Raw genomic sequence first — 13,337 nt, forward strand, 5'->3', positions numbered from 1 at the left:
ATCTCACCAAAATTGTTCATCCTATATAAACTCTTACTGTAGCTCTGCTGTTACTCTTACTGTACGTCCCACTCATGCACGTTAATAAACATGCCAAAGTCTTGAGGTGTTGCTCCTGTTACACGCTTATTTACCGCCCCAAGCGCCTTGGTTGCATAGATCGACGGCATGGGCGCATCTTCCTTCAGGATCGCCTGAAGCTGGCTGTAGTCGTCCATAATCTTCTCTTCATCCACCTCAGCGGACAGCGAGTTCAGCAGATTGTCTACTTCTTCATTCTTATAAGCATTCGGATTGCCTTCGGACAAGAAGTATGCGATATCCGGCAGCGGATTGACCGGTGTTAGGGATACCGTCAGAATACCAAGGTCATACTCCATCTTCACGATACGATCGAGCAGTGTCGCCAGATCCAGCATTTGAATCTGAACCTTCACACCGACTGCATTCAGGTTCTCTGCCACAATGTTTGCCGCTTGCTCCAGCGTTGCATCACCGGACAGAACAGACAGAGTTAATGTCTTGCCGGAATCCCAGCCGGATTCAGCAAGCAGACTTTTTGCTTTTTCCGGATCGTATGCGACTGGCTGCTGGCTCTCATCCTTATAAGGACTGTAGCTTGTAAAGAAATCATCAACCACTTCACCAGAGCCCTTCAGCAGATTGTTCACAATCATCTCACGGTTCATTGCATACGAGATGGCTTGTCTTTGCTTCGCGTCAGGTACGGAATTCTCGTTAATGTACATAAACTGTGTAGCAATCGGTGGTCCATCTACGGTTGTCACATGCTCCAGCGCCTTCACATTCTCATAGTCGCTGATCGGAATAACACCAGCCGAAGGAATGTTCATGTCGATCTCACCGCTTTGCAGCTGTGCAGCCACTGCCGTTCCTTGAAGTACCTTAAAGTTCAATTGCTCAATCTTAGGAGCGCCCTTGAAATAGTCCGGGTTTGCTTCCATTTCTACAAAGTGATCACGGTTATAATTCACCATTTTGTAGGGACCGCTAGTAACTGTAGGTTTTTGCATAAAATCACTTGTATTAATATCCTCTGGTGCAATATCCTTCAGTGCCGCCTGTGGCAGCGTCATCAGATTACGTCCAATGGTGTCTTTAAAAATATCAAGCGTCGTCGGTGCTTTGGTCTTGATCGTTAGTGTATGGTCATCCACCTTGCTGACACCGGATATTTCATCTTCACCTTCAGGGAGATATCCTGCATCATCCAGGCCTTCAATCGTTGCAAAAATATAGGCGTAGTTGGAAGCAACCTTTACATTACTCATCAGCTTCAGCGTAAAAATAACATCGTCTGCCGTAACCGGAGTTCCGTCTGTCCACTTCGCATTTTCATTCAGTTGAATAGTAAAGGTTGTATTGTCCTCGGTCTCAATGGAATCCGCCAGCATCGGCTGATATTCCAGATTTGAATCCAGCTCGACCAGCGGCGGGAACATCAGACCTGCTACATATGTAGAAACAAGTCCCACCGGGGACAGCGGATTAATACCGCTTGGTGCATAAGTTACTCCGATATTGACGGCCTTCTTGCCGCCGTTATCCGTACTGCTGGTACCGCCTTCATTATTGTCGCCGCCACCACTGCTTCCACATGCGGATATAATGACCAGCAATGCAGTAAGCATAAACGCTAAAGCTCTTCTGTGTGTCTTCTTGATCGCCATTTGTGCACCCCTTATTCTAATTCCTATTATTCTACTCTGTTTTAATTAACTATCAGATTTTTCGAAAGTTTTGTCAATGCACAGTTTTTGTATGTTGTATAATTATTAATCTCTCCAGCTAACAGTTAATGACAAAGAGAATACTCAACAAATCATATTACTATCATTTAACGCGTCATTCAAATAAAATCTGACGTTTTTCAACGTTATTTTTTATTTTTCGATATTTAACCTCTTGATTTAGACATAAAGCGACATTTATTTGGTGGGTTGTACAAAAAAAGAAGACAGTTTTCGCTGTCTCCTTCTTCTTTATATACTAAAGAATGAGAACAGCTGGCTGTCTCCCTCTTTCTTTATATATTAAAGATTGAGAACAGCTCGCTGTCTCCTTCTTTCTTTATACATTAAAGATTGAGAACAGCTCGCTGTCTCCTTCTTTCTTTATACATTAAAGATTGAGAACAGCTCGCTGTCTCCTTCTTTCTTTATACATTAAAGATTGAGAACAGCTCGCTGTCTCCTTCTTTCATTTATACATTAAAGATTGAGAACAGCTCGCTGTCTCCTTCTTTCTTTATACATTAAAGATTGAGAACAGCTCGCTGTCTCCTTCTTTCTTTATACATTAAAGATTGAGAACAGCTCGCTGTCTCCTTCTTTCATTTATACATTAAAGATTGAGAACAGCTCGCTGTCTCCTTCTTTCTTTATACATTAAAGATTGAGAACAGCTCGCTGTCTCCTTCTTTCTTTATACATTAAAGATTGAGAACAGCTGGCTGTCTCCCTCTTCTTTTTATTATTACATTCATTTACGAAACCGCACTTGCTTCTCTCCTGCTGTAATTCGAAATGGCAAGCGGTTATGCGAAGGCGGCATAGGGCAGTTGAAATGAGGTGAAAAAGCGCACGGAGGCAGGTAAGCATAATTGAAATCCAGCTGTACCGTACCGTTCGCCTCCGGTATAACATTAACCATGCGCCCCATACCATAGGTCTCCTGCCCATTCGTCCGGTCGCCGAATACGATAACCAGCGTATCTCCAGAGGCAAACGGCGTCAGGCGATATGCTGCTCCCTCATACTCGAAGTGGATGTCACCGGGGGACTGATGCATACGCCCTGCGCCTTCCTGATCCGACACATGCGCGAAGGCTGCGGTGCGGCCTTCCTCTTCCTGAATATAGGTTCCTGTCATACACCAGCTTGGGTCATAAGGGAATACGGAGAGCCCCTCATACTGCTGCACGGCATCAGCCTTCGCATCATATACGGCCAGCAGATGATCGGAGCCCGGCTGGGACGTAGCAACAAGCGTGATCCGCTCAGACAGGCGAACAAGCGTATGATCTGCTTCGAGAATAACGGTACCGTCTACCGGCTTCCCCTCGATCGTCAATCCGTCTGCTGCGGCAGCGGTCAGCTTGAGACCCGGGGTTCCAGAAGTGAGCGGCTCCCATACCCCTGGAATGTCTTCGAAGGTCGTCGTACCTTGCACGAAATGCAGCTTAACGAGCGCTAAATCCCCTTGAAATTCAGCAACTGAACGTTCCCGCTCCGCTCTCCAAGTCAAGATATCAATCATTGCTGTTCTCCCTCGATGTTCAGAAAGGCAAGCACACGCTTCAGGAACGCTTCATTCTCTTCTACATACGGACTGTGCCCGCTGTGCTCAAATATAACGAGCTCCGAGTTCGGAATGAGCCGATGCATCTCTTCCGCCTGGGATACGGGCGTAATCCAGTCATATTTTGCCCCAACGATTAAGGTCGGCATTGTAAATGCTGGCAGCTTGTCCCGTACATCGTACTGAGGAATCAGATGCTTAAAGGTATAGTTCGCCACTTCCATGGAACCGATGGGACGGTTTCCTGTCTCACGCATGATCTTCTCGTCCTTCACATGGAAATACAGATCGTAGTTCAGATCCCACCAGCGAATAGCGTGCTCCTCATCCTCAATCCTGCCCTCGAACAGCTCCGGAATCATAGCCATTTGTTCTGGTGTCGCGATGTGGCTGGCGAATTCCAGGGCAGCGGGATAGAATTCCTTGCTTGGTGCCGTATCCACCAGCAGCAGCTTGTCCAGCGAATCCGGGTAACGGCTTGCAAATACCTGTGATACAAAGCCGCCAAAGGAATGGCCCAGCAGATTGATCCGGTCAAAGCCCAGATACACCCGTAGTGCCTCAATATCATCAGCCAGCTGCTCCAGCGTACACGTCGCCGGATCTACCCGCTCCGACTGTCCATTGCAGCGCTGATCCAGGTACACAATCTGCATATGATCAGCCAGCGGCGTAAGCCATGGCTTAAAATCCGAATGATCACTGCCCGGGCCGCCATGAATAGCGAACAGCACGGGGCGTTTTACCATTTTCTCTCCTTGTGGAACATATGCCGAACCCTCAATATCGAAATAGAGACGCGTTCCATTGATCGATGCAAACATGATATACACTTCGCTTTCTGTTAAGTCTAATGATGCTGTTAATTTCTAATTATCTCTGCTCAAAAAGATGAAGTCAAACCAAGCTTGTCCAGTGCTGTATGATTAAATGTAGAGAAACATCAAAACAGCCCAGTTTCCTGTAACAGGAGCTGAGCTGTTTTTCTTCACTATATATAGCTTATGCAGGCTCCGACTTGCTCATTCGATCCGTGATGATCGCAATCGCACCGTCACCCGTAACATTCGTTGCTGTCCCGAAGCTGTCCTGGGCAATATATAGCGCAATCATCAGAGAAGTAAGCGTCGTATCGAAGCCGAGCATGGACTCCAAGAGACCGAGTGCGGCCATGACCGCACCACCGGGAACGCCAGGCGCAGCCACCATCGTCACACCCAGCATTAAGATAAACGGAAACATAGAACCGAAGGTAATCGGCATCCCTGTCAGCACCATAACGGCCATCGAGCAGCTAACGAGCGTAATCGTACTGCCGGATAAGTGGATCGTCGCGCACAGCGGAATAACGAAATCAGCTACCTTCCCCTTGACCCCATTCAGCTTCGTCTGACGAAGCGTCACCGGAATCGTTGCAGCCGAGGACTGTGTCCCTATCGCTGTAAAGTATGCGGGAATCATATTTTTAAGCAGAGTGAATGGATTCTTACGCCCAATCTGTCCTGCCACCACATACTGTATGACCAAATATAGAATGTGCAGAACGATAATCATAACGAACACTTTCACAAATACAGACAGAATCATCGTCACTTGTCCACCATACGTCAAATTGGCAAACACACAGAAGATATGGTAAGGAAGCAGCGGAATGATCACCGAAGCGATTAACTTCTCGACAATGGCTCTAAAGTCAATCATGACATTTTGCAGAGCTTGTCCCTTAATGACCGCAGCCCCAAGCCCCAATGTGAAGGCCAGCAGCAAGGCAGTCATGACCCCGAATACAGGCGGCATATCTACGGTGAAGTAAGGCGCAAGCAGTGCCTCTTCCGGATTGCTGAATGACTGGGTAAGGCTTCCCGCCTCCAGTATATACGGGTATAGCAAGGTTGCAGCAAGAAAGGCCAGCAAGCCCCCTATAATGGAAGAAACATAAGCAAGTCCTGTCGTCATTCCAAGCAGGCGTCCTGCTCCTCTCCCCAGCTCGCCGATTCCCGGCGCTATGAATCCGATAATAATTAAAGGTATGGCAAAGCCTAAAAAATTACCAAACAATCCGCTAAAAGTGGCAAGTCCAGCAACAAGCCACTCCGGCGAGAACGAGCCCACCGCAATCCCGAGCAGAATGGCAATCAATATCTTCGGCAGCAGGCCGAGCTTCATCTTATTCATGATGTCATCACCTATTAATGTCATATTTTAATGTCCACTGCACAAGGACACTAGTCCTCTTAACGCGGAATTCTCAAAAATATATCACATAATAGTATAATTGTCATGCCCTAAATGTATGAAATTTGAGTATTATTAAATAATTTCCCTAATTTATATTTCTTTGTCTTGTGTGAAGGTATCCTTGGACCAACAGCGTCCGCTAAAAAAAGAAACCTTGACGGCAGCATGCCATTCAAGGTTATTTGTTTCTCTGGGATTATCTGATGTTTATACATTAAAAATGCCGTTTAATGATGCTGCTCAATCCACCACTAAACTTTCAGCAAACCGCGGAAGCCTCTGGCTCCATAATAGGAATCTGCCCCATTGTGGTACACAAACACCGTATCATATCGGTAATCACAAAATATCGCCCCACCCAGTTTACGAATATTCGGTGGCGTAAGGACCCAGCTTGATGTTTTGTTATCAATCTTTCCAAGCTTCTGCTGAAGCTCCCGGAATTGTTCTTCTGTCAGCATTTCAATGCCCATCTCAGCTGCCATGTTCACCGCACTGTTCTCTGGCTTATGCTGCTTCCTTGACTCCAGTGCTTCATGATCGTAACATATACTTCTACGGCCTTTTGGGCTCTCTGCGGAACAATCACAGAATGTGTATTCCCCAAGCTCTGCGTCATAACCAATTACGTCCGGTTCACCGCCGGTTCTCTCCATTTCAGATAGCGACCACAGTTTTTCCGGCTGGGTGTGCAGCCTATCTTCTATTGCGCTCCATTCGATTCCCTCATGGCGATCCATATGTTTCTCAAAACGCTTTTTTAATATCGACAGGATTTCTTCCTGCTGCTCCGGTGTTAATGTCCTCTGTTTATTTTCCATTTAAATATAACCTCCAGTGCTTGTTTTAAAATGATGGCTATCACGTACCGTCCTCGGGGATCTTTATCTGCATGTTCTATATTCTATCTTCTTATTTCTTTCCATTTCTATCAAGAGTAAGCATCATTTCGTATTGATGTCCAATCGTTTCAAATCCTACTTTATCCAAAAACAGTTTCATACCCTCACACGCATCATCTACATTAATCACTCGCAGTTGTTTGCCGTTCGAATGATTCATCAATGTGTCTACTATACTCGTCGCGATCCCTTTGCGCCTGTATACAGGATGCACCGCAATTTGCGGGACATCGCCTGTTACAGGGTCTACGATGCCGTAACCGATAATCTTCTTCTCCAGCCGTACGACTGCATAGACAAACTGCTTCTGCACAGCGCGAATGGAATCGATTGAATTTTGCCAGGAGGGGCTGAAATCCCACAACATTTGCAGTTGTTCCCATGTATCTGAATCTACTTCTGTCAGGTACTCGATGGCATAAGTCAGCTCTTTTGCATGGTAACGGCTCTGCTCCAGCTTATGGAACGAGAAGTTTCTTGTAATGGACAGCCCTTGCTTTTTGTATAGCTCAAAGGCAGCTTCATTGTTTTGAAGAACCTCGAGCAAATACTTCTCCACCTGATTCCGCTTCAGCTCTTCCCGTACCGATTGGAACATGCGGCTCGAAATCCCTTGCTGTCTATGTAAAGGTGTAACGCCGGTGCCAAGGTCGTATGCGGTTCGTGCCCCATTCCAATTTCTCAATCCATTCAGGATAAAGCCAACAAGCTCATGTCCAGGTTCTGTAAATGCACCGATCGAAATCTCCGGAGAATATCCTCTTCTTACAAGCATCTTCTGAAACGCTTCAAGTGATAGATTGATATTCACCTGATAATCGGAAAAAGCCTCTAGAAACGCGTGGTGCAAGGTTTGAGTATCTATGTTATCTAGTGTTTCGTATGTGTACATCAGCTCAGTCCTCCTATTAAATAGACACAGATAATGCAGCAGTCTTTATGTAGGCACACTGGATCAATAAACTCATAGATCATATAAAGCAAGATTTAATTTTGGCTTCAATATCTTTGTTCATTCCGTAAACTTCAAAGTATGAAGTATCAAATGGACGAATTTCCAATTCTGCTTCGTGGTTTTGTAATCCTTCACTTTCTTCTGTTTCCGGTAATAAATGAGTGTCCCAGTCTATTTTTTTACCTTTTTCAATTCCAATGAACACTCCGGAATGGAATTGCACTATTTTTTCCACTTTTTTGATGAGTTCATCTGTACTCAGGATTTCAGAGTAAGGCTTCGGAAACAACACCTCTGAGGGCTGAGTACTGCTACCAAACACATCAAAAGCAAACCAAGTAAGATTGGAAGTTTCATGCTGAATACAGGTTAATATTTGAGCAAGTTGTTTTCCTAAACAACCTATTTCATTTTCAAAGTACTCCCCACTTAATCTAAGTGTAAATGTAGGTTCCTTTAGATAAGTATCTTCCATCCCTCCTACCTCCATTCGCGATTATTCGTATACTCAGAATGCCGAAATCCTTATACGGTCATAGCTTACCAAATTCTAAAATTCAGAATCGTCGGCTACAACAGGGATTAATGGAGACAAAAATGGATCGTCTTTTTCTTGAATGCTTCCCCTCGCAAGAACGTAAACTTTAAATTCATTAAAATGTTTAGGGTGCTCATCATTAAAAACATAGAGCATTCCATATGAGCCAGGTGCAAGATCCCCTATGTTCCGCATTATTTCCACTGGATTATAATTTGAAGAAGGCTCTCGATTCCACAACCCCGTCATCCAAAGATGATATTGTCCATTTATTGCCTTCATTTCTATAACATCTACATTAGGTTGTAAACCCTCAATATACACTTTAATTGATTCCAAAATGTTTATTTCTTTTTCCTTATTCGTCTCATCGTTAGTATTTTCTAATACAACTGCCCATCCATGATATTGATACATGTTTAGCTCCTCTCTAGTCCTTTATTTTAATGAAGAGATATCGATAACAATTTCAACATTATACCTCTTTTCATATTCCTTTAATTGTCTAATTACTTTATCTGCAGGTGCAGTCTCAAAATGAAAATATGCCTTCCCACCTGTTTCAATAGAAGCTTCAATGGTAGCCTTTGCCTGTTCCCTAAATTGTGAACTCAAACTATTCATTGAAGTTTTGGTCTGACCAATATACTGTTCAGAAATCACATCAAACTCTCGACCTTTTGGATCATTATTGAATATCATTCGAGACTGTCCACCAATTTTTTTTGCAAGCAAATCTGCATTTACATCTTCCTTATTCGCTTGTTTTAGTCCACCTGAATACTGGGTATAGATACCTTTACCGCTAATGAAGTTAGAAGCAGTGTCACCCTTCCCTACAGCACTATTCTTAGAACTTCCTCCGTCACCACCTGTATCCGCTTTATGATTCGGTCCTCCCTTAATCCCAATCCTACTAACCAGGAAGGAGCCTAACATTACACCTGCCTGTTCACCAACAAAGTTAGCTTTTCCGGACTCGTTCGCTTTCATCTGAATCTCTTTTAGAAAGGCTTCACGTTCTCCTTCATCCATAACCATGTTTTTGCCCCATGCAGCGAAACCAATTACATCTTCGGCGGTCCCTACAGTTGCATTGTAAGCCATGTCCCCTAAAGCACCGATAGGATTCTTAACTATGGCTGTTCCCGTATCCTTTAATGATTCGACTACGCTTCCCAGCCCTTTTTTGAGTCCTCCTGCCAGATCCTTTGCGGTGTCTCCCACTTGATCTATGAATGATTTAGGCGGCTCGCTAATGTGATTTGTCGTACTTAGTTTAGCGAAGAGCTCCATCCGCTGTTCTCCCATAAAATCCTGCAGCTGATCCGCATCCATGAAGCGAACGGCAATTCCTTTGAGTTCTTGGCTGATCACATAAATACGCTCTATGGTTACATTCATCTGTTCATACGCTGTCTTAAAATCCGTTTGAAACGCCGTCCCTCTCTGACCATACCAATTGGACATCAGCATAAAAATTTGCCGGAGAAGGTTCTCATTGATCATCTTAAGCTGGTTCGATGCATTGTCGAATTGATCAGATACCGATAACAGCACATCGATGGGAACTTTGATTCTTGTCATAAACTACCTCTCCATTTGATAGATAGGTATAATTTTACTTATATATCACCCTGTGGAAAAGGTACGCATGTCCCTTCAATAAACACGTCGATTCGACCTTCATTAATGAGCATGAATGACAATGCGTGGTGCACGGCGGACGGAGTCAGTCAGTATACAAAAAAGAAACCTTGAAAAGCCCGCAGCCAGTCAAGGTTCAAACAATTTTAGTCCATCAGAAATTCCACATTAATTCGGTCAACCTGGAATTCTACAGCTTTGCCAATTAAATCAGGATAGTTAGCAAAATATTCGTCATCGTCGGAAATAATGATCCCTGCATCAATTGAATCTTCATTAAGAACACCACGAATATAATAATTATAGCTTGTACCGATTCGTTCAAGTTCTTTTTTACTATCACATAATTCACGAATTTCTAATCCATCTAATATCGTAAATCCTATGGAAACAGGGTATTTTTTTCCCACTTCAACTTCATAAGGGCAGATAAACGCAAAACCCGTAAACTCTATTCCTTGTACTTCGAGTGTAACTTCCTCTTCAATATGTGGGTCTAATCCTTTAACTAGAGCTATATACCTCATTATTGTTACCTCATTTCGCTAGAGTCCGTTTCGAAGAGAGCTTCTCTTTGGCCGAACCAATGCGACATGAGTAATGAAAATTCCCCGGAGCAGGCTCTCATTCACATTTCCAAGTTATGTACTATTCAGGTACTCCGATCGTAGTCATAACCAACCTCTCACGTCCTACAATGCCAAGACTTAACTTGTTAGAACTTTTCTATCTGAACATGAGATCTACTGCATCCTCTAAATTAAATTCTTCCTCACCAAGCTCTACTAAACAAGTATCATCATCTGTTGCAGGCTCAAACCCAAATCTAATTTTAGGTATGTTGAATTTATCTTTTATGACTGTAAGATATTCTAGTATTTTTTCAGCTTTTTGTCTTACCTCTAATCTTTCACCTTCGTATAGTTCATTTTCCGAAAAATTAAATGTTACATCTCCTACATCTTCATTAAAGGAGAATATAATCATTACATCATTTACTTGGCTCCCTATTTCTAACTGTTTAAGATATAAATTTCCCGTTCCAATCGGTGAGAGTACATCTGAGAAACTTTTAATTTGATAAAATTCAATATCTGAACCACTATTGTGGTCATAGAAATGGGATGACTTAACTTCAGATGAGCTAACTTTAAGTTCATTATATACTAACTTGTCTAACTCAATTTTTGGAAAGTCTTCTATAATAATCTCCAGATTCTCCAAACTATCACTCCTTTTATTGATCGATGAACCCCTTAAATGTTCCGTCTTGATTAAACCTTATTCCACGTCCTTCAGCTAATTTCTTTTCTAGGAATGTGATTCCCCTACCGTTTGTAACTTCAACGAAATCTCCTGGGGCATCATGCCTTATCCTTTTCCGTTTCTTCATCACTCATAATATATTCTATATCTTCATCTGTGAATTCGTTCCCCTCCGATACTGGATGTCCATTAGCATCTAACATACCCATTACTGCCTTATCTGGGTCTGATACTATTAGAGTATAGTCCTCAAATAAAAATGGATTAGGTTCAAGATCAACCGTTACTCTCCAAGCTGGCCGTATATCATCATTCTCTCTATCATCTGGGTTTATCTTAAATGTATAGGCTTCATCAAAGAGTAAGCTTTCTATTCGTTCATCAACCGTTCCATCTAATCCATGCTCTTGATGATATCTTTTAGCGAGATCAATGGCTTCTCTTGGGGTTAATACTGTATCTACCGTGATTTCTTCTACTTTACGATGATGTCTTGGAAAATCTTCTTCTACAAATTCAATTATCTTATCAAGCTCTTCTTTAGTTCGATTGTATTTTCTCATTTCGGTTTCTCCTTTCATCTAAAAAGGATAATTGAGCTACTGAAGAAAATGAGCTCATCCGTCAGCGAGTTCAGCGGCTTGAATAGGAGATGACATTTCAAAGGCTCACGATTCGATCCACAAACCCATTATTTAAAGAGATATATTCCAATGATTCTTAATCCAATAGAGCAAAAACATGATCTCCCGTTCTAATCTTTGAGAAATTATCTGAATCATATACGGTTACTCCAATATTTATCATCCCAGATATAGAAGTTGAGAGATCCATATTTTTCACTTTAAATTCTAATTCTTCATTTGTAGTTCTAACCATAATATGTTTTTCAGTGAGATTTGGTATATTTGTATGGCCAGAGGAGAATGATGAATCAACCCCCCCTACAATAATACAGCCTAATTTTTCATGGTTTATACTGTATCCTACTTGCATAATATGTGTATAACTCATTGTTAGATCTCCTTATCTTTCAAAAATATCAAGTGATTGTTTGACATCTCTCAATTTTATTCCTTCATTCCGTAATCGCTGAATAGCATCTCTTGCAAGCATCATTCTTTCGGCTTGGCTTAACTCGGGTGCAAAGCGTGCTGCTCTAATACTAGCTTGTGCTTCATCTAGGGCAGTATTTATTGGATTTGGAATCATTTCATTGTTAATCAAGTCAAATTAATCAAAAGCTGTTCCTTTCTTTACTGTCTCATAGTGTCCGACAATTTCATGTGCAATAGTACCTTTACCACTAATTAAAGAGTTTGGATTTCTAGTTGGTAAATTGGTTGGTAAAACATCATTGTTAATAAACAGTATTTCTCCATATGCTATGCTTGTTTGAGTGGTAGTTATCTGATCGGCGATAATAATTTGATTCTCTGGAAACCCCAATTGTTTAGCATAACTAACTACTTCATTTATTTGTTCCTGAGTAAGTGGAGTATCATTCCTAAATCCTTTTGTATCAATAAAATTTTTAGCAAGATCAGTCTTATTAAAGCTCTCTTCATAACTACTTCCATTTCTACCTGATTCAGTCTTTAACTTCGAACCTCCCTTAATTCCAACTCTACTAATTGCTGCAGAACCTAAAATAACCGCTGCCTGTTCACCTAAATAGTTAGGAACCCCCCCGGATTCCTGGATTTTGGCCTGTGTGCCGTCCCAGAATGCTTCTCGCTTCTCATCATCCATGACCATATCTTTGCCCCATACAACAGCACCTTTTATGTCTTCTGCCGTTCCTATAGTAGCGTTATATGCCATGTCACCCAGTGTCCCTATCGGATCCTCGTATAAGTTAGTTGCTGTGTCTTTTAATGAATCCCCCAGATCTCCAAGGCCCTTTTTAACCCCACTGCCAAAATCCGCTGCGACGTCTCCCGCTTTTTCCAAGAATGATCTAGGAGGCTCACTGCTGCTTGTTGTACTAAGTTTATCGAATAACTCTAACCGCTGATCACCCATAAAATCCTGCAGCTGATCCGCATCCATGAATCGAACAGCAATTCCCTTCAGTTCCTGGCTGATCACAAACATATGCTCTATGGTCACATTCATCTGCTCATAAGCTGTTTTAAAATCCGTTTGGAAGAGATCCCCTCTCTGACCATACCAATTGGACATAAGCATAAAAATTTGCCGGAGAAGGTTTTCATTGATCATCTTAAGCTGGTTCGATGCATTGTCGAATTGATCAGATACCGATAGCAGCACATCGATAGGAACTTTGATTCTTGTCATAAGCTACCTCTCCATTTGATAGATAGGTATAATTTTACTTATATATCACCCTATGGAAAAGGTACCCATGTCCCTTCAATGAACACGTCGATTCATACGGAAGACCTTCATTAATGAGCAGGATGGCAAATAACCCACAAATCTGCCCCTCGCCTGAATGGCAATGCGT

General features: G+C 42.5%; 15 protein-coding genes. All 15 read right to left on the reverse strand.

The window, feature by feature from the left end:
- Nucleotides 1–56 precede the first annotated feature (56 nt).
- The 15 genes from BK126_RS09845 to BK126_RS09915 all read right to left on the reverse strand — a co-directional run bounded on the left by BK126_RS09845 (nt 57) and on the right by BK126_RS09915 (nt 13,168).
- A complete protein-coding gene (locus BK126_RS09845; RefSeq protein ID WP_076312350.1) occupies nt 57–1,691 on the reverse strand; it encodes an ABC transporter substrate-binding protein in 1,635 nt (544 codons plus the stop codon).
- A gap of 811 nt (nt 1,692–2,502) precedes the next feature.
- The gene (locus BK126_RS09850) at nt 2,503–3,279 is read right to left on the reverse strand and encodes a DUF1684 domain-containing protein (protein ID WP_076312351.1); all 777 of its coding nucleotides are present in this window, start codon (nt 3,277–3,279) and stop codon (nt 2,503–2,505) included.
- Nucleotides 3,276–4,145, reverse strand: coding sequence for an alpha/beta fold hydrolase (locus BK126_RS09855; RefSeq protein ID WP_076312352.1), 870 nt, complete (start codon nt 4,143–4,145; stop codon nt 3,276–3,278). Before BK126_RS09855 ends, BK126_RS09850 begins: the two co-directional genes overlap by 4 nt.
- A gap of 178 nt (nt 4,146–4,323) precedes the next feature.
- Nucleotides 4,324–5,496: a dicarboxylate/amino acid:cation symporter gene (locus tag BK126_RS09860; RefSeq protein WP_445321914.1), complete on the reverse strand. Its 1,173-nt coding sequence runs from the start codon at nt 5,494–5,496 to the stop codon at nt 4,324–4,326.
- A 314-nt stretch (nt 5,497–5,810) separates the two neighbouring features.
- Complete coding sequence (locus BK126_RS09865) at nt 5,811–6,380, reverse strand: DUF4256 domain-containing protein (protein WP_076312353.1); 570 nt, start codon at nt 6,378–6,380, stop codon at nt 5,811–5,813.
- A gap of 91 nt (nt 6,381–6,471) precedes the next feature.
- Nucleotides 6,472–7,353, reverse strand: coding sequence for a GNAT family N-acetyltransferase (locus BK126_RS09870; protein ID WP_076312354.1), 882 nt, complete (start codon nt 7,351–7,353; stop codon nt 6,472–6,474).
- A 79-nt stretch (nt 7,354–7,432) separates the two neighbouring features.
- Nucleotides 7,433–7,891, reverse strand: coding sequence for a hypothetical protein (locus tag BK126_RS09875; RefSeq protein WP_076312355.1), 459 nt, complete (start codon nt 7,889–7,891; stop codon nt 7,433–7,435).
- A 75-nt stretch (nt 7,892–7,966) separates the two neighbouring features.
- Nucleotides 7,967–8,371, reverse strand: a complete 405-nt coding sequence (locus BK126_RS09880; protein WP_076312356.1) for an Imm7 family immunity protein — start codon at nt 8,369–8,371, stop codon at nt 7,967–7,969.
- A gap of 21 nt (nt 8,372–8,392) precedes the next feature.
- Nucleotides 8,393–9,541 (reverse strand): WXG100 family type VII secretion target, encoded by a 1,149-nt coding sequence (locus BK126_RS09885; protein WP_076312357.1) that lies wholly within the window; start codon nt 9,539–9,541, stop codon nt 8,393–8,395.
- A 206-nt stretch (nt 9,542–9,747) separates the two neighbouring features.
- Nucleotides 9,748–10,128 (reverse strand): hypothetical protein, encoded by a 381-nt coding sequence (locus BK126_RS09890; RefSeq protein WP_076312358.1) that lies wholly within the window; start codon nt 10,126–10,128, stop codon nt 9,748–9,750.
- Nucleotides 10,129–10,327: 199 nt separating this feature from the next.
- Nucleotides 10,328–10,825 (reverse strand): hypothetical protein, encoded by a 498-nt coding sequence (locus tag BK126_RS09895; protein WP_076312359.1) that lies wholly within the window; start codon nt 10,823–10,825, stop codon nt 10,328–10,330.
- A gap of 140 nt (nt 10,826–10,965) precedes the next feature.
- Nucleotides 10,966–11,430 (reverse strand): hypothetical protein, encoded by a 465-nt coding sequence (locus BK126_RS09900; RefSeq protein WP_076312360.1) that lies wholly within the window; start codon nt 11,428–11,430, stop codon nt 10,966–10,968.
- Nucleotides 11,431–11,587: 157 nt separating this feature from the next.
- Complete coding sequence (locus tag BK126_RS09905; protein WP_076312361.1) at nt 11,588–11,881, reverse strand: hypothetical protein; 294 nt, start codon at nt 11,879–11,881, stop codon at nt 11,588–11,590.
- 12 nt (nt 11,882–11,893) lie between these two features.
- Nucleotides 11,894–12,094, reverse strand: a complete 201-nt coding sequence (locus BK126_RS09910; RefSeq protein WP_218639244.1) for a hypothetical protein — start codon at nt 12,092–12,094, stop codon at nt 11,894–11,896.
- 6 nt (nt 12,095–12,100) lie between these two features.
- The gene (locus BK126_RS09915) at nt 12,101–13,168 is read right to left on the reverse strand and encodes a WXG100 family type VII secretion target (RefSeq protein ID WP_076312363.1); all 1,068 of its coding nucleotides are present in this window, start codon (nt 13,166–13,168) and stop codon (nt 12,101–12,103) included.
- Nucleotides 13,169–13,337 lie beyond the last annotated feature (169 nt).

Origin of the sequence: Paenibacillus sp. FSL H7-0326 (assembly GCF_001955535.1) — a bacterium.
In the GTDB taxonomy this organism is placed as follows: domain Bacteria; phylum Bacillota; class Bacilli; order Paenibacillales; family Paenibacillaceae; genus Paenibacillus; species Paenibacillus shunpengii.

Coding starts and splice junctions, on each gene's coding strand:
- BK126_RS09875 (WP_076312355.1), bottom strand. CDS start 7,891: ATGGAAGATACTTATCTAAAGGAACCTACATTTACACTTAGATTAAGT.
- BK126_RS09885 (WP_076312357.1), bottom strand. CDS start 9,541: ATGACAAGAATCAAAGTTCCCATCGATGTGCTGTTATCGGTATCTGAT.
- BK126_RS09890 (WP_076312358.1), bottom strand. CDS start 10,128: ATGAGGTATATAGCTCTAGTTAAAGGATTAGACCCACATATTGAAGAG.
- BK126_RS09915 (WP_076312363.1), bottom strand. CDS start 13,168: ATGACAAGAATCAAAGTTCCTATCGATGTGCTGCTATCGGTATCTGAT.
- BK126_RS09850 (WP_076312351.1), bottom strand. CDS start 3,279: ATGATTGATATCTTGACTTGGAGAGCGGAGCGGGAACGTTCAGTTGCT.
- BK126_RS09845 (WP_076312350.1), bottom strand. CDS start 1,691: ATGGCGATCAAGAAGACACACAGAAGAGCTTTAGCGTTTATGCTTACT.
- BK126_RS09865 (WP_076312353.1), bottom strand. CDS start 6,380: ATGGAAAATAAACAGAGGACATTAACACCGGAGCAGCAGGAAGAAATC.
- BK126_RS09855 (WP_076312352.1), bottom strand. CDS start 4,145: ATGTTTGCATCGATCAATGGAACGCGTCTCTATTTCGATATTGAGGGT.
- BK126_RS09880 (WP_076312356.1), bottom strand. CDS start 8,371: ATGTATCAATATCATGGATGGGCAGTTGTATTAGAAAATACTAACGAT.
- BK126_RS09905 (WP_076312361.1), bottom strand. CDS start 11,881: ATGAGTTATACACATATTATGCAAGTAGGATACAGTATAAACCATGAA.
- BK126_RS09870 (WP_076312354.1), bottom strand. CDS start 7,353: ATGTACACATACGAAACACTAGATAACATAGATACTCAAACCTTGCAC.
- BK126_RS09860 (WP_445321914.1), bottom strand. CDS start 5,496: ATGAATAAGATGAAGCTCGGCCTGCTGCCGAAGATATTGATTGCCATT.
- BK126_RS09900 (WP_076312360.1), bottom strand. CDS start 11,430: ATGAGAAAATACAATCGAACTAAAGAAGAGCTTGATAAGATAATTGAA.